Consider the following 19,101-nt stretch of genomic DNA (forward strand, 5'->3'; position numbering starts at 1 on the left):
AATGACTGCAAACCTCGACAAGTCGCAGCGGCTGGCCGCCATCCTCGACAACGTCCGCGCCATCGGGCCGACCCTGCGCCAGCGCGCACCGGAAGCGGAGAAGGCGGGCCGTCACTCGGACGAGACCATTGCCGAACTCGACGCCGCCGGCGTGTTCAACATCGGCAGCCCCACTGAATATGGCGGTTATGAACTGTCGGTCCGCCAGCAGCTCGATGTGATCGCCGAAGTATCGAAGTGGGATGGCTCGGCCGGCTGGACTTCGTGGGTCGCTGCATCGACCAACTGGATCCCGGCCGGCTCTGGCCCGAAGGTCATCGAAGAGGTCTATGGTCCCAAGTGGGTCGGGCCGCGCGTGGCGGGCTCAAGCCATTTTCCGGCGTCGAAGGGACGCGCAAAGCGCACGGAAGGCGGCTGGATCATTTCTGGCGGTCCGTGGACGTTTGGCAGCGATTCCCTTTGGGCTCCGTACACCAACCTTGGCTGCATTGCCGATGACGGTGACGGAACGTTCCTTCTCGGCGTGCAGGTGCCGCTCGACCAGTTGAAGTTCATCGACGACTGGGACGTGGCCGGAATGTGCGCCACGGGCAGCGTTTCCATCGTGCTCCAGGCGGAAGAACTGTTCGTGCCCGAGCACCGCTGCATCGACTTCCGCGACATCACCAGCGCCCGCATCGAAAGCGGGCTGGAAGGCTCGATCTGGAAGGCCCCGGCGCTTGGCTGGGCGTTCAGCTTGATGGCCGGCATGTCGATCGGGCTTGCCGAAGGCGCACTTGATCGCTTCCTTGAGAGGTCCGGCGGCCGGCCCATTCGCGGCACGACCTACAAGGATCAGCTACAGGCGCCGTTGACTCACCTTATGCTCGCCGAAGTTCATTCCAAGATCCAGTCGGCGAAGCTGATGGCCCAGGCAAACGCTGCCGAGACTGACCGGCTTGGCGAGCTCGCTGCCGCAGGGACGCCGGCTGATGGCGAATACATGCAGAAGTTCAGCGCGCGGGTTCTTGCCGAGACCGCCTTCAGCGTGAAGTGGTGCGCCGAGGCCATCGAACTGCTCCAGCGCAATTCGGGTTCGACCGCGATCATGAAGTTTGAGCCGATCCAGCGCGCTTGGCGCGATGCGCGGGTGATCACCCTGCACGGCGCGCTCAACCTGGAAGCCCTGTCGGAGAACTGGGGCCGCCTGATGGCTGGCATTCAGCCGCACAATTTCGCCGGGATCACTACGCTGGATCGTTTTGCGCCAGCGCCGATGAAGGCCGCTTGATAGCGCAGCTCCATTAAAGGCAGGCAAGACATGGGCAAGACAATCAACGGCATCGATCAGGAAGTGATGCTGCCCGGACTGGATCCGGCCGGCCGGGGCTATCCGGGCTTCAACCCGCGGCAGGAGACGGTCGACGGACTGACGATCGATTATGATGTGGCGATCACGCTGCGCGACGGCGTGACGATCTATGCCGATGTCTTTCGTCCCGCAGGTGTGGAAGGCCCGCTGCCCTCGTTTATTCTGTGGAGCGCCTACAGCAAGCATTACCGCTGGCCCGAACCGGTGCGGCAGATTTTCACACAGGGCGCAGTCGTGTCCAAATACGCGCCGATCGAAGCGCAGGACCCGGCGGTCTGGTGCCCGCTGGGCTATGCCATCATCGTGCCCGACCCGCGCGGGATCAACAGTTCCGAAGGCGACGTGACCAGTTGGTCCCCGCAGGAAGGGCTCGACATCCATGACACCATCGAATGGATTGCACAGCAGCCATGGTCGAACGGCAAGGTCGGCATGGCGGGCGCATCCTATTTCGGCATCGTCCAATGGTTCGCCGGCGCCACGCGCCCGCCGCATCTGGCCGCGCTGATGCCCTATGACGGGATGAGCGACCTCTACCGCGAGATCGCCTTCCACGGAGGCATTCCGAACCCGGGCTTCGTGTCCTTCTGGAACAACACCGTCCGCAGCAGCCACAACCGCGCCGAGGACTGGGACAAGGCGATGGAGGTCCACCCCTTCTTCGACGACTATTGGCAGAGCAAGGTCCCGACGGTCGAAAACATCAATGTCCCGACCTACGTCATTTCCTGCTGGAGCGACCATGCTGTCCACACCCGCGGATCGCTGTCCGCTTTCAACCGGCTGGGGACGGACCAGAAGTGGCTCGATGTCCACGGCCGAAACAAGTGGGCGCACATGTACACGCCCGAAAGCCTGCGCCGCCAGATCGCCTTCTTCGACCGCTTCCTGAAGGGGGTCGAGAACGAGGTCGACAGCTGGCCCAAGGTGCGCCTGGAAGTGCGCGAAGGCATCGATGTCGGGGCCGAGCGCGTGGAAGCTGAATGGCCGCTGGCGCGCACGCAGCATGTCCCGTTCTATCTCGACGCCTCGTCCGGATCATTGAGCGCGCAGCCGGTCAGCGCCGCGTCGTCGATCTCCTACGATCCCACAGCTGGTGAGCCCGAGGCAGTGTTTGCCCACACCTTCACCGAAGAAACCGAACTGACAGGCTATTTCAAGCTCAAGCTCTGGGTCGAGGCTGAAGGTGCAGACGACATGGACCTGTTCGCCGCCGTGCAGAAATTCGATGCGGCGGGCGAACTGGTAAACTTCTACTACATCACCCGCTTCCGCTTCGGCCATGCCGCACACGGCTGGCTGCGCGTGTCGCATCGTGAGCTCGACGAGGCAAAGTCCACGCCATGGCAGCCAGTTCACGCGCACCAGCGCGAACTGCGCCTGTCACCCGGCGAGATCGTGCCCGTGGAAATCGAGATCTGGCCATCAAGCACCATGTTCCACGCCGGCGAGCAGATGCGTGTCGTGGTGATGGGCAAGGATCCGTTCCCGGCTACCGCCGATCCCGGCGTCGGCATCGCATTGCATCCGGTCACCCGCAACGCCGGACGGCACATCATCCACACCGGCGGTCAATATGACAGCCACATCCTGGTGCCGGTCATCCCGGCCTGAACGATCAACCAATGAGGCCGGCTACCGGTCAGGACTGAAGGAAGACGATCATGGCAACAACCGCCGAACCGCGCGCAACCGGCAGTGCTGGCGCCCGCGTCCGTCCCCGGCTGGCGATGGGACACAGCACGCTGGCGGCGCGCAACCTGCCTGCGCTGCGCGATTTCTATTGCGATGTGCTGGGCTTTGAAGTGACCAATGAAGGACCCGTCCCCGGACAGAACCAGGAGCTGGTGTTTCTCAGCCAGGACCCCTCCGCACATCATCAGATTGCCATGGTCGGCGGCGCCATGACGGCGGATTCCGACTTTGTCATGGTCGACCATCTCGCTTTCCGTACCGGTTCGCTCGATGATCAGCGCATCATCCACGCGAACCTGCTGGAAGCCGGAATCACCGACATCCTCTACATCGATCATGGCAATGCGTGGTCGCTCTATTTCCATGATATCGAAGGCAATGGCGTAGAAACCTACGTCGACACACCGTTCCATGTCGCGCAGCCCTATGCGAGCACCTGGGATATCACCGACAGCAACGAAGAAATCGAGGCCAAGACGCGCAGGGAGCTTGCGGACAAGCCCGAGTTCCAGTTGATGAAGGATTGGAGCGTCAATTTCTCTCGCCGCCTCGACCGGCGCTAGGGTTTACGGACCGATCTGATTGCAGCCGACCTCTGCCGACAAGGGCGGGGCGGCCACACGGGAGAATTGGGTGTGAGGCGCTGGCTCGTACTGCTTGGTTGTTTCATCGGCATGAGCCTTGCGACTCCCGCCATCCTCATGCAGCCGATGGGGCTGTTCCTCAAATCGATGACCGGCGAGTTCGGCTGGACGCGCACCGAATTCTCGAGCGTGATCTCGATCGCGGCGTTGTGCAACGCACTGGGAATGCCGATTGCCGGCTACCTGGTCGACCGTTTCGGATCGCGGCGGATCATCGCCATCGGCACTGTGCTGGGCTGTGCCAGCTACGCCAGCCAGTCCTTGGCCCGGTCTTACAGCGAATTTGTCGCCATCATGGTGGTGACGGTCTTCACCAGCAACCTCGCCAGCTACCCGGCATTCATGAGCTTGGCGCAGCGCTGGTTCGATGAGCGGCTGGGCCTTGCCCTGGCGATTACGTCCACCGGCTTGGCCGTGGGCGTCGCGGGCTTCTCGTGGCTCATCACGCAGACCATCGCGGCGGAGGGGTGGCGCAATGCCTTCGTAACGGCAGGCGCGGTCGCACTCGTGATCGGACTGGCAAATGTCGCTCTGCTGGTTCGCAATGATGGCCGGCGGCTGGAACCGGCGGGTGCGAAGGGCGGCGCGTTTGTGCCAGATGCTTCGTCCACTGTGGGCGAGGCGCTGCGGACGAGCGACTTCTGGCTTTATTCCGCCTCTTTCGCGCTGATCATCTTCGCAGTGGTGGGGTGCAATTTTCACCTGCCGGCCTTGCTTTCGGACAATGGTGCCTCTCCGGGCCAGATTGCTTCCGTGGTCGGTATCGGGGCGGCTGGATCGCTGTTCGGGAGGCTGTTCACCGGCGTCATGCTAGACCGCTTTTCGGTTCGCGGGGTTTCGTCGGTGTTTTTCCTTGGCCAGGCTGTGGGCTTCCTGATGTTGCTTGATGGCATGCGCTGGGCGCTGCCCGCCAGCTTCCTGCTGGGGGCAGTGCAGGGGGCGGAAATCGACGTCATGGGCTATGTCATGGCGCGCAGGTTTGGGCGGACGGCCTATGCCCGCATCTTCGGAATCTGCTTTGGCATCACCTTGATCGGTGCGATCTTTGGCCCGCTGGCGATGGCGACATTGTTCGACCGGACCGGATCCTATGATCAGGGGCTGTGGCTGTTGCCGCTTCTCCCTATTGCGGCGCTGGTGCTGCTGTGGCTGGCGAAGCCGATTGCGCGTCCTTCGGCGATTGTCGCAGATGTCAGGGCGCTGGCGTGACGGGCGAAGGAATGAGCGGGCTGTCGCTCCAGATCGCCGAAGGAGTGGCAACGGTGCTGTTTGACCGCAGGTCCGCCCGGAACGCCATGCTATTCGATACCTGGTGTTTGCTTCCCGACCTCATCGCTGCCGCAGACAATGATCCCGCGGTCCGAGTGATCGTCCTGCGCGGGGCCGGTGGTCATTTCGGCGCCGGAAATGACATTGCCGAGTTCGGCCGCCTGCGCGGTGACGCCGAGGGAGCGAGAAACTATGGCTGGGCGATGGCGCGCGCGATGAAAGCGGTCGAAACCGCTGACAAACCGGTGATCGCGGCCATCGAAGGCTCCTGCTACGGCGCCTCCGTGGCGCTGGCGCTGGCGGCCGATATTCGTCTGGCGACAAGCGAGGCGCGTTTTGCCATCACGCCGGCAAAGCTTGGCGCGGTCTATTTGCGGAGTGACCATCACCGGCTGGTCGCAGCGGTCGGGCCGGGGCAGGCGCGTCGGATGATCTTCACGGCCTGGCCACTTGATGCGGCGGAAGCGGCAGCGATCGGGCTGGTGGACATGGTGGTCGGCGGTGCCGACATCGAGCAGGACCTGGGCGGCATGGCCGGTGCCATCGCACGCGGCTCACCCTACACACTATCGCACAGCAAGCGCATGTTGCGGATGGCCGGTTCAGGCGAAACACCTGCTGAAACCGATGAGACAATCGGCTGGTTCGTCGATGCCATGATGGGCGCCGATTTTGCCGAGGGCGTCGCAGCCTTTCTGGCAAAGCGGGCGCCGCAATTCAAAGCGGGATAATTGCGCTCAGCAGTTTACTTGGCGCGGCGCTCGGCAATCTTGTCCGTCGCAATCCGCGCCTCGTGGGCCTCGGCTGCGCTCATGCCAAGGATCCGGAGGTGGTATTCTGCCGCGCGGGCACCGGCTTCAGGTCCAGCGCCGTCAAGCCGCGCCTCAATGCCGGTGCGCAGGATCGCCAGCAGGGCATCAATAGTGAATTCGTCAGCAGACTCGGTAAAGCACCCCTGTTCAACACCTAGCGCCACGTCGAGCCGCATATATCGCGACACGTCATCCTTGATTGCGGGATGCTCGGAGAACGCCCACATGAGCAGGCGGCCCCAGTTGGGCTCCGCCGAGGCAATCTCGATGAACTGCTGGGTGCCAAAGGCAACACGCGCAGACCCCTTGTCGAGTGACAGGCGCACGCTGCTCATCTCATTGTGCATCGCCAGCGTCACGGCCTGGCAAACGGCGGCCACGATCTCCGTCTTGTCCTTGAAGTAGAGATAGAAGGTGCCGTTGGCGAGCTCGGCCTCCGCCGCGATTTCGCTGACGGACGTGCCATTGATTCCCCGTTCGGCCATGAGGCGCAGCGCTGCCTCGGTCAGGCGTGCACGGGTGCGTGCCCGCTTGGCTTCTCGCGGTGAAAGCTGGGACTTGGGTCGGGTCATTGGTCAGGTCTGGGTTTCAACGGAGGGAGTTTGCGGTACGCCAAATGAGACATGCGTCATTTTGTGGTATGTCCGCAAGCCGCGAGTGTCAATTGCCGGTTCGATCCGGCGCAACATCATGCCCAAGCGACTCGCGCGGGAAGTGCAAGAGCGTTGCCGGGATGGTTTCTCCACTCGCATGCTCTCAGTCGCTATCTGGCTATGCACGACCAACCCGGCGCATCGCGCTCCCAATCGAGATCAATTTTTGCATTAAATCCGTAATATAGCATCCCCTGAGAGAGCGGTGCACGGGGTTGATCAGTTTGTAATGTCATTCACATTTTCGGAAATTTATCCTGCCCGCACTTATTGACGGACCTCTCATTATGCGATACCTCTCATTTTAATTGAGTACGACTCCTGATCGCGGGATGTGCGTTCACCAACGGGTGGGCGGCAGAACCGGGGCAGGAAAATAAAAACATCAATGGAGGGGAAGATGCCTAAACTTCGCACTGGTTCCGTTCGTTCGCCGCGCGACATTCTGTCCGATATTCGTCGGCGGGGCCTTGCTTCGACGGCGCTTGCCCTGGCGCTTGCCGGCGCGCTTCCCGGCACCGCCTTTGCCGCCGATGAGCAGCCGGCTCCTGCCGATGCCGCCAGTGACGAAGGCCAGATCCAGGACATCATCGTCACCGCCCGCCGCGTCGATGAACGCCTGCAGGATATTCCGGGCAGCGTCTCGGCGGTCACTTCGGAACAGGTCGCGAAGATGACCTCGCTGGCTGACCTCCAGTCGGCGGTCTCGGGCGTGACGTTCAAGCTGTATGGCCCGATCCCGGTGATCGGCATCCGCGGCTTCGGTAACCGTTCGCAGGCAGGTATTGCCACGACATCGACGGTCGGCATCTTCCAGGACGGCGTATTCGTTTCGCCGCCGCTGGTTTCGCTGATCAGCCGCATCGATACCGGCCGCATCGAAGTCGCCAAGGGTCCGCAGAGCACGCTCTACGGCCGCGCTTCGTATACCGGTGCCATCAACATTGTCTCGAACGATCCGGACAAGGAACTCTCCGGTTATGTCGAGGCCGGTTACGGGATGAGCTCGGTTCACAGCGAGAACCTGTGGTCGGTAAAGGGCGCGCTGTCTGTTCCACTTTCTGACACGCTCTCGGTCCGCTTCTTCGGCCTGCGCGAAAAGCGCGACGGCTTTACCTATGACCCGGTGACGAAGAACCGGGGCGGTGGCTATGACCGCACGGTCGGCCGCGTTCGCCTGCTTTGGGAACCCAGCGACAGCGTCACCGCGCGTCTTACCGGCACGATCATGCGCGACAACATTCCGCTCGCCCTAGTGCACAGCGGCCGCACCGACGCACCGCTCGGCCGAGGGGTGATTTTTGGCAATGCCTTGAATCCCGCAGTCAATGCTGCCTTGACCTTTGGTACCAACGTCTGGGATGCGATCTACGTCAACCCGCAGTCGGGCAAGACCCGCGGTGAGCAGGTCACGCTCGATCTGCGCTTCGATACGCCGATGGGCGAACTGGCTTCGCTGACCGACTTCCAGCACAGCAGCCAGAAGATCCTGACCAGCCTTGACCTGACCCGCCTGAGCATTGCCAACGGCAATACCCCGTTCGCCGAAAAGCGCTGGTCGCAGGAACTGCGCCTTTCGAACAAGACCGGGCGTTTCAGCTACCTGATGGGCCTCTACTATCTGCACATCGCGGCAGAGCAGGGCGGCGGCAAGGCATTCGATCTGAACACGCCATTCGCGCGCTTCAGCCCGGGCGCCTTCCTGTATGACGTCCTGCAGCGCAATGCGCTCTACCAGCCGGTCTATACCGAAACCGATGCCTACGCGGCATTCGCTCAGGTCGGGTTCGATATCACCGACGCGCTCAACCTGACTGTCGGCATCCGTCATGGACGGGACGACATTCGCGGTACTGCCGGCAGCGCTTTCGGGCTGCGCGCAGGCGGCCTGCTGACAACCCTGCCGATCACCTTCCGCAAGGCTTCGTTTGACGCCACAACCGGTAGCGCCAACCTGAGCTACAAGGTTGCGCCCGATGTGACGATCTATGGCAGCTATGCGCGCGGCAACTCGCCGGGCGGTCTGAATGGCGGCGCCTTCGCCACGACGAACTACGGCCAGCAGGATATCGAAGCCTGGGAAGTCGGCCTCAAGTCGCAGTTCCTCGACCGCAAACTGCAGCTCAACGTCGCGCTGTTCGACAACAAGTACAAGAACATCCAGATCACGCAGAACCGGGTCATCGCGGGTGCCTTCACCCCGTTCATCTCGAACGCGGGCAATGCCTCGGGCCGGGGTTTTGACATTGACGCCGTGGCGGTCCTGTCGAGCAACTTGCGCCTCGGCCTGCAGTACACTTACGCCAAGTCGAAGATCACCAAGTATAACCTCGCCAGCGGCGCGGTAGCGGTGGACTTCACGGGGCAGCCACTGGTTCGTTCGCCCGAGCATTCGCTCAACGCATCGCTGACCTACAGCCAGGATATCGGCCCCGGCAAGTTCCAGTTCACGGCTGAGGAAAGCTATTCCTCAAGCTACACGAACGACTACCAGGGTGCGCCTGCAGGTACCGCATATCCCGGCATTCCGGGCGTGATTGCCGCGGGAACGACCACCACCCAGGTGCTCGCGCTGTACCGCACGCCGGGCTATGCGATCACTAACCTGAATGCCAGCTACAGCTGGGATAACTGGCAGATCAGCGCCTATGTCCGCAACCTCACCAACAAGCAGTACATTGCTGCCGTGCTGGGCTTCGATGCGGTGAACTATCCGCAGGAAGTTCCCGGTGAGCCACGCACGATTGGCGCTTCGCTGAAATTCAGCTTCTAAGTACATGGATGCGGGTGTCTGGTTCAGATGCCCGCATCCCCGCTTACCGGAAACAGAAGGATTACGGCCGTGGCCGAGAACGACAAAGTCGAAATCATCAACATCATGAACCTCTACGGGTTCGCGCTTGATGCGCGTGCCTGGGACCTGTTCGACCTGATCTTTACCGACGATGTCGAGGCGGTATTCGGCCCGGCCGGCGCGGGGTGGAAGGGGCTCGACGAGTTCAAGGCGTCGTTCGAGATGTTCCACAAGACGCTCGACAGCCATCAGCACACGATGATGGGCCATGTGATCCATGTCGACGGCGAAACGGCCACGGCCTTCAGCTACGGCAACTGGCTGCTCGTGCGCGACGATGCGGAAGGCGGTCCCAACTGGCTGGGTACCGGCTGGTACGACGACCAACTGGTCCGGACCGACAAGGGCTGGCGGATCAAGCGCCGCGTTTGCCGTCTGCAGGGATGGACCGGCAACCCCTACGTTCCCGAACCCAATCGCGAGCATCAGCCGGACATGAAGACCAATGTGCTGAGCCAGCATTGCGAGGACGGCAAGATCGAATTCCTCAAGGCGATCCGGGCTTCGGTCTCAAAGTAGTTTTCCGGCCGCAATAGCGGCGCCGATATTAGGGAGATGTGTGCATTCGCTCGCCTTGGCGGGTTGGTGTCACTCGTCCGGACAAGGCGCGGCGGCTGCAGTTGAAAGAGAAGTGCGATGAAAGACGTCGTAATCGTGGGCGCCGGTCCCGTCGGGATGTTTACCGCCCTTCAACTTGCTCAGCGCGGCCTGACGGTCGACGTCTACGAGCGCTGGGGGACCTTCTATCCCCTGCCGCGCGCCTGCGGCGTCGACCATGAGAATATCCGCCAGTTGCAGGGCCTTGGCCTTATGGAGGAGCTCGCGCCCTTCCTTGAGCCGGTCATCGGCCCTGACATGACCTACCAGTTCAAGGATGCGGATTTCGAGACGCTGCTGCAGATTGACTGGAACCGGCCCGGTGCTTCGGGCTGGGCGCAAGTCAACCAGTTCTACCAGCCGGACTTCGAAGGCGTGATGCTTCGCCGGCTGCAAGCCACACCCAACGTCAACGTGCATTATAACCGCCAGTTGGTCGGACTTGAGCAGGACGTAAACCACGTTGCGCTGGAGTTCGTCGATCCGGAGAATCCGGGCTCCCGCTTCCGCGCCGAAGCCCGCTACGTCATCGGCGCCGACGGCGCCCGCAGCACGACGCGAGAGTTGCTCGGGCAGAAGTACATCGACCTAGGCTTCGCTTATGACTGGCTGGTTGTCGATGTGATCCCGCATGAACAGCGGGAGTGGAAGCCCTATGTCATGCAGTACCTCAATCCCGATCGCCCGACGACGCTTGTCGGCAGCGGTCCGGGGCGCAGGCGCTGGGAATTCATGCGCCTGCCCGGCGAGACGATCGAGCAGCTCAACACGGCCGAGATGGCCTGGGAACTGCTGGCGCGCTGGGACATCACTCCGGAGAGCGCTACGCTTGAACGCCACACGGTCTATACTTTCCGTGGTTCGTGGGTGGACCAGTGGAAGCATGGACGGGTCATGCTGGCAGGCGATGCTGCGCACCTCATGCCGCCATTCCTCGCGCAAGGTCTGTGCGCCGGCATGCGCGATGGCCTTGCCCTGAGCTGGCGGCTGGGCGCAGTGCTGGTCGACGGTGCGAGCGAAGATCTGCTCGAATCGTATGGCCCGGAACGCCGCGAACATGTGGTTGAAATCATCCGTCAGGCTGTCGAAGTGGGCAGGTTGATCTGCATGATCGACCCCGAAGAAGTGGCCGCGCGCGATGCCCGCATGAAGGCCGCGATGAAGGACCCGGCGCTCGGGCTGAAGCCGCCGCCGGAACCGCGCCTTGGCTATGCCGGAGCGTTCCGCCATGAAGATGCCGGTTCTGGCTGCCTGTCGTTCCAGGGCCGCGTGGGCCGAAATGGCCGGGAAGGCCTGTTCGACGATGTGGTAGGCAAGGGTTGGCAACTGCTGATGCGCGGGCAGGGAGGCGGCTCGCTCGGCCGCGCTTCGACCAGTTTCCTCGATCAACTTGGCGCGGCCGTGGCTGATTTCGGACCCGGCGGTGACACCGAAGATATGGACGGCACCTATGGTGACTGGTTCGACCGGCTGGGCGTCGATGCGGTGCTGGTGCGGCCGGACCTGTATGTCTTCGGTTCGTCATCGATTGCCGGTGTCGATGCCTTGGTCGCCGCTGCTCAAAAGGTCATGGCACTGCCGGCGCGCGAACCGGCACGTGTCGGGCAGGCAGGATAAGCGGCCATGGTCACTCATATCGTGATCTTCACCTGGATACCCGGCGTGTCCGATGAACAAGTCGCCGCGTTTGGCGAGGCTCTCGATCACCTTGCCATGCTGCGCAGCGACATCACCCAGATTCAGCATGGCCGCGATCTTTCGTTCCGTGAAGGAAACGGCGACTATGCCCTCGTCGCGACATTCAGGGACAAGGCCGGCTGGGATGAATACCAGGCCGACCCTGCGCACAAGGCTTTCGTTCGCGATTACGTCACTCCGATCCAGGCCAGCCGCCTGACAATCCAGTTCTGAGAGAAGAGAGCACGCTCATGGCTCAGCCCGAAACGTCCAACCCGAACGCCAGCGTATTTGCCCTGTTCGAAGAGTCCGCTGCTGCCCATCCGCAGCGGCCGTTCCTGATCGTGAACGGCATTGAACTCCTGACCTATGGCGAAATGCTCCAGCAGACCGGTCGGGCAGCGACCTGGCTGCGTTCGCTTGGCGTCGAAGTCGGGGACCGGGTTGTGGTTCAGGCACACAAGTCTCCGGCCTCGGTCATCCTTTATCTCGCCTGCTTGCGGGCCGGGGCGATCTTCATTCCGCTCAATACGACCTATCAGGAGAGTGAACTCGGTTATTTCCTAGGCGACGCCGAGCCCAGGCTGCTTGTCGCCAGCGCGGGACTTCCGGGCGAGACGGTGGCTTTCGGTGCAACGCGGGTCCTGCTTTCCAGCGATCTTCGCGCCGCGCCTTGGGCCGATGTTGCAGAAATCCTGCCAACTGTGCCCGCCGTCACCCAGGACCCCGCCGCGATCCTCTACACGTCGGGTACCACCGGACGGTCCAAGGGCGCGGTGCTGACTCACGGAAACCTCTCGTCAAACGTGCAGGTGCTGGCCAAATCGTGGCACTGGCAGGACAACGACGTGCTGCTTCACGCGCTGCCGATCTTTCATGCCCACGGCTTGTTCGTCGCGCTGCACCTAGCCCTGTTCGGCGCATCGCCCATCCTGTTCCATGACCGGTTCGACAATGCCGCCGTGCTGCGCGATCTGCCCCGGGCGACAGTGTTCATGGGCGTACCGACCTTTTACACGCGCCTACTGTCCGAACCAACCTTCGACAAGGAGCTGTGCGCGAAAATGCGGTTGTTCATCAGCGGCTCGGCCCCGCTGCTTGACACCACGTTCGAGGAGTTTGCGGAGCGTACAGGCCATACCATCCTCGAACGCTACGGCATGACCGAGGCGCTGATGGTCACTTCCAATCCCTATGATGGCCCGCGCATTGCCGGCAGTGTCGGACCGTCACTCCCGGGCATATCGGTGCGGATCATCGCCGATGGCGGCATGGAAGCCGCGACGGGCGAACCGGGCGTGCTGGAAATGAAGGGCCCGAACATGTTCTCGGGCTATTGGCGTAATCCGGAAAAGACCGCCGAGGACCATACGGCCGATGGCTGGTTCATCAGCGGCGACATCGCCACAAAGGACGAAGCCGGCTACATTCGCATCGTCGGTCGTTCGAAGGACCTGATCATTTCGGGTGGCTACAATGTCTATCCCAAGGAAGTCGAAATGGTCATCGACGGCATCGACGGGGTCGAGGAAAGCGCGGTTATCGGCGTGCCGCACCCGGACTTCGGTGAAGGCGTGGTAGCCGTGGTTGCCCGCGCCCCGGGGTCGAACATCACACCGGCGGATATCGCCGCCGTCGTCAGCACCGAATTGGCGGCCTTCAAGCGGCCCAAGACCTCGATCATCGTTGATGAGCTTCCGCGCAATGCGATGGGCAAGGTCCAGAAGGCCGAACTTCGCAACCTGCACAAAGACCTTTTTGCCAAGACCCCTGCCTGAGCAGCCCGGAGACCAGACATGCGCATCGTAACTTTTCGCCGCGACGGAAAAGTCCAGCATGGGGTTCGCAGCGGCCACAGCGTCACGGTCTATCCGGACGCGACATCGGCCGTCGAACTGGCCACCAGTGCAGAAGCCTTCACGCCAGGTGCCGAGGTTGCGCTGGCTGAACTGGAATTGCTGTGCCCCGTGCCGCGTCCGGGCAAGACCATCTGCATCGGCCTGAATTACCGTGCCCACGCCATAGAAGGCGGTAATGCCATTCCCGACTATCCGGCGGTGTTCATGCGCGGTCCGACTTCGCTCCTCGCTCCCGGCGGCGCGATGATCTATCCCGAATGCTCCGAACAACTGGACTATGAAGCTGAACTTGCCGTGGTTATCGGCAAGACCGCGACCAACGTCAGCGCCGCCGACGCGCTCGATCACATCGCAGGCTACAGCTGCTTCAACGACGGTTCGGTGCGCAATTACCAGCGCAAGTCGACCCAGTGGACCATGGGCAAGAACTTCGACGCGACAGGCGGGTTTGGCCCTGAACTGATCACGCCCGATGAACTGCCCGCTGGCGCTTCCGGCCTGCGCCTGATCGCCAGGCTCAATGGCCAGATCATGCAGGACAGCGATACCGCGGACATGATCTTCGATGTCGCCACCCTGATCGCGATTCTGTCAGAGGCCATGACGCTTGAGCCGGGGGATGTGATTGCCACCGGCACGCCCTCGGGCGTTGGCTACGCGCGAACACCGCCGGTTTTCATGAAGCCCGGCGATGTCTGCGAAATCGAGATCGAAGGCATTGGCACCTTGACCAACACGGTTGCACGGCGCGCCTGACTTACGGCCCCATTCAGAGGAATGCCCTTGATGCCTGTCCCCTACCGCCTGCTTGGAATCTCCGGCAGCCTGCGCGCCAATTCCTTCTCCTCGGCAATCCTTGCTGCCCTGTCCGAAGCCACGGCCTCGCAGTCGAGCTACGATTATGCCGACATCGGTGCGCTGCCGCACTTCAACCAGGACCTCTACGTGGAGCCGCTGCCGCAGCCAGTTCAACATATGCGCGATCAGATCGCGGCAGCAGACGGGCTGGTCATCGTGTCGCCCGAATACAATCATGGCGTTCCCGGCACGCTCAAAAATGCGCTCGACTGGGTTTCCCGCCCGCACAACGGCTCTCCGCTGCGCGACAAACCGGTGTTGATCGTCACATCTTCGCCTGCCGTCACCGGCGGGGTTCGCGCCCAGTACCAGCTTCGCGAGACGATCATTTCGGCGCTGGGCCGACCGCTGAACACACCGGAGATCGTCGTCGGGCAGGTCGGAAGCAAGGTCATCGACGGCAAGTTTCGAGACTCTGCTGTGATCGACTTTGCGATGGCCGGTTTTGCCGCGCTGTTCGCGGAAATCGACCGTCTCGCAGCATGTCCCGGCGCTGCTCCCCAAGCCGCCCACTAGCTGGAGAATTTCCGATGGACGTAGTCAAATTTGCCGACGCACCGTTCTACTTTCCGCCCAATCACGAAGGCGTAGCTGCCCGCAGGATGCAGGGCGATGTGGCAAGCGGCGCTGACTTCGCGTGGGTCGGCTATTCCGACTTTCCGCCCGGCGTCATCGTGCCGATGGAGGCCGGTGCGATCGGCAAGATCTACGTCGTCACCCAAGGTGCGCTTACAATCGTGCAGGCGGACGGCGTTCGCCACCGGCTGGAGCAATGGGACAGCATCTTCATTCCCGCTGGCGAGGCGCGCGCGGTGGAAAACGACAGCGGCGCGCCGGCTGCAATCATCGTGGTGACCCCGCCGCCAGCAGCATAGCGCCAGTTTCTACGCCGGAAGTTTAGGAGACCGTCTGATGCCAAGCGTGACCTTCAAGGGCTTCGGGGGCATCCGGCTTCACGCGGAAATTGCCGGTCAGGCCGACGATCCGACTATCCTCCTCGTCCATGGCGCCGGCCAGACCAGCGCTGTGTGGCAAACCGTCAGCGAGGCGCTTGTTCAAACCGGCCGCCGGGTGGTTAGCCTCGACCTGCGCGGACACGGCGCGAGCGAGTGGCCGGCGGACGGTCGTTATGATCTCGATGCCTATGCCGAGGATCTGCGCGCGGTCATGGCGCAGATGGATGCACGCCCCGTGGTCGTCGCTGCCACCGTAGGCGGGTGGATTGCGGCAAAGGCGCTGTCCTCGGATGCATCCAATCTTGCAGCGGGACTGGTGCTGGTCGACATGCCCATCAGCAACGCCGCCGAGGCTGCCAGGCAGATCAGCGAAGGCCTGTCGTTAGATCAACCCGACCTTGACCCGAAGGTCATCGGCGCCATGGATCTCGATGCGGTTGCGGACGCCGTCACGCAGGCGGCTCCGGCGCTCAATTTGCCCACCATGGTCTTGCGTGGCGGCGTTTCGTGGGTGCGGCAGTCGCCAGCCGGCAGCGCGTTCGATGCCGCCTTGCCCAATGCCGAAATCGTCGAGTTAGATGATGCCGAATTGTTGCTGGTGACCGATCGGACCGAGGCGCTGCTTGCGCACCTCCTCGATTTCCTCGAGCGGAAACAACGTCGGGCCGCCAGTGAATTTCGCGCCGGTTCGGATGCCCGCACCTTGCGCGATGCCATGGGATGTTTCGCCACCGGAATCACAATCGTCACGTCGCGTGCGGCGGATGGAACGCCGATCGGCCTCACTGCCAACAGTTTCACATCCGTCTCGCTTGATCCGCCACTGCTGCTTGTGGCGATCGCGAAAAGTGCCGGGTCTGGAGCAGCCCTGCAACAAGCGAGCCACTTTGCAGTCAACGTATTGCAGACCAGCCAGCAGCCGGCTTCGAACCGATTCGCCGGCAAGGGTGACGATCGCTTCGCAGCGACGCCGTGGCATGACGGTGAAACCGGTATGCCGCTGCTTGATGGATCGCTTGCCTCGTTCGAGTGCGCGCGTCACGCCATCCATGATGGCGGAGACCACTTCCTGCTGGTGGGCGAAGTGCTGCGCGCTCAATACGAACCCCGCCGCGACCCGCTGCTGTACTTCCGCGGCAAGTACCGCAGGCTCCATTTTGCCTGATCAAGCCGGGTTGAGTTTGTCCGGCCCGATTCGGAGATTATGGCAGATAGCCAAGTATTGCTCCTTATGACGGTCGCGGCCAAAGATAGGTTGAAGCTCCTTCCGAATGTACATCGGAGTTTGGACGAGGTTGGCGCAAATGGTGACGAATTCAGCCCCCTCCCGAACAAGTGACCGACCTGTGCTTTCCGTGCTACTGCTTCCGGTCCCGCCTGAACTCATCAAGCGCCTTGCCTTCCCGCGACGCACCCTTCGCCCATGACCGGTTCTGGAGCTTCACCTTGTAACGTTCGGGCATGCTGTCGTTGATGATGTCGAAGATGCGCTGCTCGAAGTGCCATTCGGCGAGCCAGAATACCTTCCATTTCTCGGAACGCGTTCTGCGATGTTTCTGCGCAAACCTGTTGACCAGTTCCTGCGCTTCGGTGCGGCGAGCGATGCGCTTGTCCCAGTCCTTCTTTTCGCGTTCATCGAGCGGCCCCTCGGTACGCACGTGACCAGTGCGCATATCGATTACGATGTCTTCGGGATGCGGGACCGGATCGGGGAGGTCGGTGATGCCGAGCTTGCGGCGGCGATCGAGCTCTTCAGTCCATCTCTGCTTGTATTCGAACGCGTTTTCCATGGCTGTCAGGCGTTCGCTGGACTTGCGCTCCTCGACGTTACGCACCAGCTCTGCGAGTGCGCGCTGCGACAAGCGGCTGCCCTTCATGGCGGAGATCGCCAGCGAGCGGACTGCAGCCTGGATCGCGGGAAGCTCGATGGTCTTCTCGCCCTCGCGGATGGTGACGGGGCGATAAGCCTCCTCGAGGATAAGGTTATCCGTTGGCTGCAGCGCAGGGTCCAGCGGCTTGGGCTTGTTCTTCGCACCGCGCGGCCTGCCGCCCGGATTGCCCGAGCGGCCCTTCTGAAACCGGTGTTGGACAGGCGGTCGCCCATAGCCAGTCGTCTGATCCGCGACCGGGACCGGGAGTTTCCCCTCGCTCATTCAGCCGCCTCCCGGCAATCGAGCACAACACCAAGCCGCACATCGGCAAGGTCTTCGAATGTCTCATTGGTCACCGACAACGTGGCACGTTTGCCGGTGAGGCGCTCCCAGCGCCTGACGATGGTATCGCAGTAGAGTGGATCGTACTCGATGAGCCTTGCCAAGCGCCCGGTCTTCTCGGCTGCGATCAGCGTTGAGCCCGAGCCACCGAAGCAGTCGAGCACCACCTCGCCGCGGCGCGAGCAGTCGCGGATGGCATCGGCAATCAGCGCCACCGGCTTGACCGTCGGGTGCATGGCCAGCTCTTCCGAGCGCGAACCAGAGATGCTGCTGATACCAGCGTAGTCCCACACGTTGGTGCGGTAACGCCCGGTCTCGCCGAGGCCAAAGCTGTTGGTGTGCTCGGCGGTGCCCTGCTTGAACACGAACACCAGCTCGTGCTTCGAGCGGTAGAACGCTCCCATGCCGCCATTGGTCTTGTTCCAGATCACGAGGTTCTTGAGCTCGGTGAAGCATTGCTGCCCCGCCGCGAGCAGTTCACCCATGTGGCGCCAGTCCATGCAGACGAATGCAATGGCACCGTCGCGCATCACCGATGCGGCATTGCCGAGCGTATCGGCAAGGAAGCTCGTGAACTGGCTCTGGCTCATCTCGCCAGAGGCAAAGGCGAACTCGCGGTGCTTGACCGTGCCCAGTCCGCAGACATTGCCATCGATCTTCACGTTGTAGGGCGGGTCCGTGAACACGAGGTCAGCCACCTCGCCGCCCATGAGGGCCTCGAAGTCGATGGCGCTGCGCGCGTCGCCGCAGAGCAGCCGGTGACGACCGAGCTGCCAGAGGTCGCCCTGGCGCGAGACCGCGGGGCCAGAAGCAAAGCTGACCTGGTCATCCTCACCATCGAGCTGGTCGGGATCAGCATCGCTGGCCTCGTCGAGCACAAGATCAATCTCCGCGAGGCTGAACCCGGTGAGTTCGGTATCGAACTCGAGGTCAACAAGCGCCTGCAGCTCGATCGCCAGGATCTCCTTGTCCCAACCGGCGTTGAGCGCCAGCTTGTTGTCAGCCAGCACATAGGCACGGCGCTCGGTCTCCGAGAGATGCGATAGCGCCAGTGTCGGGACCGCCTTCCAGCCCAGCGACTTGGCCGCCTCGACCCGGCCGTGTCCGGCGATGATCTCACCATTGTCCGATATCATCACCGGGTTGGTGAACCCGAACCGCACGATCGACGCGGCGATCTGCTTGATCTGTTTCTTTGAGTGGGTGCGCGCATTGCGCGAATAGGGCTTGAGCGCAGATATCGCGCGGTCAGCCACCTGGTAGGTGCTCATAGTCATTTCCTCCGTCAGCCTTCGCGGCGATGGTCCGTGAAGTATACACCAAGACGTCTCTGGAGAGAAGATCATAAAGGGAACATTCGTCGCGGCCAGAGCACGGCCTGTCTTGAAAAATGGCCCCTCATGGCTCAGACATGGCGTCGGAAACGGTCACGCACCTTGGCTGTGATCGTTGGGCCATCCGATTGGACGAGCGCCCTGTTTTCGCCAAGCATTTCGCTGTTACGCGAAATCGACTTCCCTGTTCGAGAATTACGGATTCCCTGTTCCGCGCGCAGGGAATTTGGCTTGGAAGTGGCGAATTTCTGCGGCCTAGAGACCCTCACTGGCCAATATTCGCCCTCAAATTTTCGGTATTTCCCTGTAAATTCTCAGTAAACAGGGAA

General features: G+C 62.2%; 17 protein-coding genes. 14 read left to right on the plus strand and 3 right to left on the minus strand.

All coding sequences use genetic code 11. From position 1 onward, the window contains the following. The first annotated feature begins 1 nt into the window (after position 1). The 5 genes from RMO89_RS11835 to RMO89_RS11855 all read left to right on the plus strand — a co-directional run bounded on the left by RMO89_RS11835 (position 2) and on the right by RMO89_RS11855 (position 5,690). A complete protein-coding gene (locus RMO89_RS11835) occupies positions 2-1,270 on the plus strand; it encodes an acyl-CoA dehydrogenase family protein (protein WP_310533307.1) in 1,269 nt (422 codons plus the stop codon). A 30-nt stretch (positions 1,271-1,300) separates the two neighbouring features. Then, entirely contained in the window at positions 1,301-2,965 is a 1,665-nt protein-coding gene (locus RMO89_RS11840) for a CocE/NonD family hydrolase (RefSeq protein ID WP_310533309.1), read from the plus strand. Between the two features lie 50 nt (positions 2,966-3,015). After that, complete coding sequence (locus RMO89_RS11845) at positions 3,016-3,609, plus strand: VOC family protein (RefSeq protein ID WP_310533310.1); 594 nt, start codon at positions 3,016-3,018, stop codon at positions 3,607-3,609. Between the two features lie 111 nt (positions 3,610-3,720). Continuing rightward, positions 3,721-4,899: an MFS transporter gene (locus tag RMO89_RS11850; protein ID WP_409035544.1), complete on the plus strand. Its 1,179-nt coding sequence runs from the start codon at positions 3,721-3,723 to the stop codon at positions 4,897-4,899. Continuing rightward, positions 4,896-5,690, plus strand: a complete 795-nt coding sequence (locus RMO89_RS11855) for an enoyl-CoA hydratase-related protein (RefSeq protein ID WP_310533312.1) — start codon at positions 4,896-4,898, stop codon at positions 5,688-5,690. The genes RMO89_RS11850 and RMO89_RS11855 overlap by 4 nt, the downstream gene beginning before the upstream one ends. 14 nt (positions 5,691-5,704) lie before the next feature. Here RMO89_RS11855 and RMO89_RS11860 read toward each other — a convergent pair whose 3' ends face one another. Next, positions 5,705-6,343, minus strand: coding sequence for a TetR/AcrR family transcriptional regulator (locus RMO89_RS11860; protein WP_310533313.1), 639 nt, complete (start codon positions 6,341-6,343; stop codon positions 5,705-5,707). Between the two features lie 481 nt (positions 6,344-6,824). On the opposite strand from RMO89_RS11860, the gene RMO89_RS11865 reads away from it, so the two are divergent. The 9 genes from RMO89_RS11865 (at position 6,825) to RMO89_RS11905 (ending at position 16,390) form a co-directional block, all read left to right on the plus strand. Further along, positions 6,825-9,197 (plus strand): TonB-dependent receptor, encoded by a 2,373-nt coding sequence (locus RMO89_RS11865; protein ID WP_310533314.1) that lies wholly within the window; start codon positions 6,825-6,827, stop codon positions 9,195-9,197. Positions 9,198-9,266: 69 nt separating this feature from the next. Beyond that, positions 9,267-9,797, plus strand: a complete 531-nt coding sequence (locus RMO89_RS11870) for a nuclear transport factor 2 family protein (protein ID WP_310533315.1) — start codon at positions 9,267-9,269, stop codon at positions 9,795-9,797. Positions 9,798-9,914: 117 nt separating this feature from the next. Then, positions 9,915-11,492, plus strand: coding sequence for a bifunctional 3-(3-hydroxy-phenyl)propionate/3-hydroxycinnamic acid hydroxylase (locus RMO89_RS11875; protein ID WP_310533316.1), 1,578 nt, complete (start codon positions 9,915-9,917; stop codon positions 11,490-11,492). A 6-nt stretch (positions 11,493-11,498) separates the two neighbouring features. Then, complete coding sequence (locus tag RMO89_RS11880) at positions 11,499-11,786, plus strand: Dabb family protein (RefSeq protein WP_310533317.1); 288 nt, start codon at positions 11,499-11,501, stop codon at positions 11,784-11,786. A gap of 17 nt (positions 11,787-11,803) precedes the next feature. After that, entirely contained in the window at positions 11,804-13,330 is a 1,527-nt protein-coding gene (locus RMO89_RS11885) for an AMP-binding protein (RefSeq protein ID WP_310533318.1), read from the plus strand. Positions 13,331-13,348: 18 nt separating this feature from the next. Continuing rightward, positions 13,349-14,167 (plus strand): fumarylacetoacetate hydrolase family protein, encoded by an 819-nt coding sequence (locus RMO89_RS11890; RefSeq protein ID WP_310533319.1) that lies wholly within the window; start codon positions 13,349-13,351, stop codon positions 14,165-14,167. 30 nt (positions 14,168-14,197) lie between these two features. Further along, on the plus strand, positions 14,198-14,785 hold the full coding sequence (locus RMO89_RS11895; protein WP_310533321.1) for an NADPH-dependent FMN reductase: 588 nt from the start codon (positions 14,198-14,200) through the stop codon (positions 14,783-14,785). 14 nt (positions 14,786-14,799) lie between these two features. Next, positions 14,800-15,144 carry a cupin domain-containing protein gene (locus RMO89_RS11900; RefSeq protein WP_310533323.1) on the plus strand — a complete coding sequence of 115 codons (345 nt, stop codon included), beginning with the start codon at positions 14,800-14,802 and terminating at the stop codon, positions 15,142-15,144. Between the two features lie 37 nt (positions 15,145-15,181). Beyond that, positions 15,182-16,390, plus strand: coding sequence for an alpha/beta fold hydrolase (locus RMO89_RS11905; protein WP_310533325.1), 1,209 nt, complete (start codon positions 15,182-15,184; stop codon positions 16,388-16,390). A 193-nt stretch (positions 16,391-16,583) separates the two neighbouring features. Here the strand turns inward: RMO89_RS11905 and RMO89_RS11910 are convergent, their stop codons facing one another. Both RMO89_RS11910 and RMO89_RS11915 read right to left on the minus strand, forming a co-directional pair. Next, entirely contained in the window at positions 16,584-17,378 is a 795-nt protein-coding gene (locus RMO89_RS11910; RefSeq protein WP_310533326.1) for a DUF5681 domain-containing protein, read from the minus strand. Continuing rightward, positions 17,375-18,709, minus strand: coding sequence for a DNA methyltransferase (locus RMO89_RS11915; protein ID WP_310533327.1), 1,335 nt, complete (start codon positions 18,707-18,709; stop codon positions 17,375-17,377). Before RMO89_RS11915 ends, RMO89_RS11910 begins: the two co-directional genes overlap by 4 nt. Between the last annotated feature and the right edge of the window lie 392 nt (positions 18,710-19,101).

Source organism: Novosphingobium sp., assembly GCF_031424035.1.
Taxonomy (GTDB): Bacteria; Pseudomonadota; Alphaproteobacteria; order Sphingomonadales; family Sphingomonadaceae; genus Novosphingobium.

Excerpts from the sequence above, each read along its gene's own strand:
- RMO89_RS11875 (WP_310533316.1), top strand. The coding sequence starts at position 9,915 with ATGAAAGACGTCGTAATCGTGGGCGCCGGTCCCGTCGGGATGTTTACC.
- RMO89_RS11890 (WP_310533319.1), top strand. The coding sequence starts at position 13,349 with ATGCGCATCGTAACTTTTCGCCGCGACGGAAAAGTCCAGCATGGGGTT.
- RMO89_RS11840 (WP_310533309.1), top strand. The coding sequence starts at position 1,301 with ATGGGCAAGACAATCAACGGCATCGATCAGGAAGTGATGCTGCCCGGA.
- RMO89_RS11900 (WP_310533323.1), top strand. The coding sequence starts at position 14,800 with ATGGACGTAGTCAAATTTGCCGACGCACCGTTCTACTTTCCGCCCAAT.
- RMO89_RS11865 (WP_310533314.1), top strand. The coding sequence starts at position 6,825 with ATGCCTAAACTTCGCACTGGTTCCGTTCGTTCGCCGCGCGACATTCTG.
- RMO89_RS11915 (WP_310533327.1), bottom strand. The coding sequence starts at position 18,709 with ATGAGCACCTACCAGGTGGCTGACCGCGCGATATCTGCGCTCAAGCCC.
- RMO89_RS11860 (WP_310533313.1), bottom strand. The coding sequence starts at position 6,343 with ATGACCCGACCCAAGTCCCAGCTTTCACCGCGAGAAGCCAAGCGGGCA.
- RMO89_RS11880 (WP_310533317.1), top strand. The coding sequence starts at position 11,499 with ATGGTCACTCATATCGTGATCTTCACCTGGATACCCGGCGTGTCCGAT.
- RMO89_RS11850 (WP_409035544.1), top strand. The coding sequence starts at position 3,721 with ATGAGCCTTGCGACTCCCGCCATCCTCATGCAGCCGATGGGGCTGTTC.
- RMO89_RS11835 (WP_310533307.1), top strand. The coding sequence starts at position 2 with ATGACTGCAAACCTCGACAAGTCGCAGCGGCTGGCCGCCATCCTCGAC.
- RMO89_RS11905 (WP_310533325.1), top strand. The coding sequence starts at position 15,182 with ATGCCAAGCGTGACCTTCAAGGGCTTCGGGGGCATCCGGCTTCACGCG.
- RMO89_RS11845 (WP_310533310.1), top strand. The coding sequence starts at position 3,016 with ATGGCAACAACCGCCGAACCGCGCGCAACCGGCAGTGCTGGCGCCCGC.
- RMO89_RS11895 (WP_310533321.1), top strand. The coding sequence starts at position 14,198 with ATGCCTGTCCCCTACCGCCTGCTTGGAATCTCCGGCAGCCTGCGCGCC.
- RMO89_RS11910 (WP_310533326.1), bottom strand. The coding sequence starts at position 17,378 with ATGAGCGAGGGGAAACTCCCGGTCCCGGTCGCGGATCAGACGACTGGC.
- RMO89_RS11885 (WP_310533318.1), top strand. The coding sequence starts at position 11,804 with ATGGCTCAGCCCGAAACGTCCAACCCGAACGCCAGCGTATTTGCCCTG.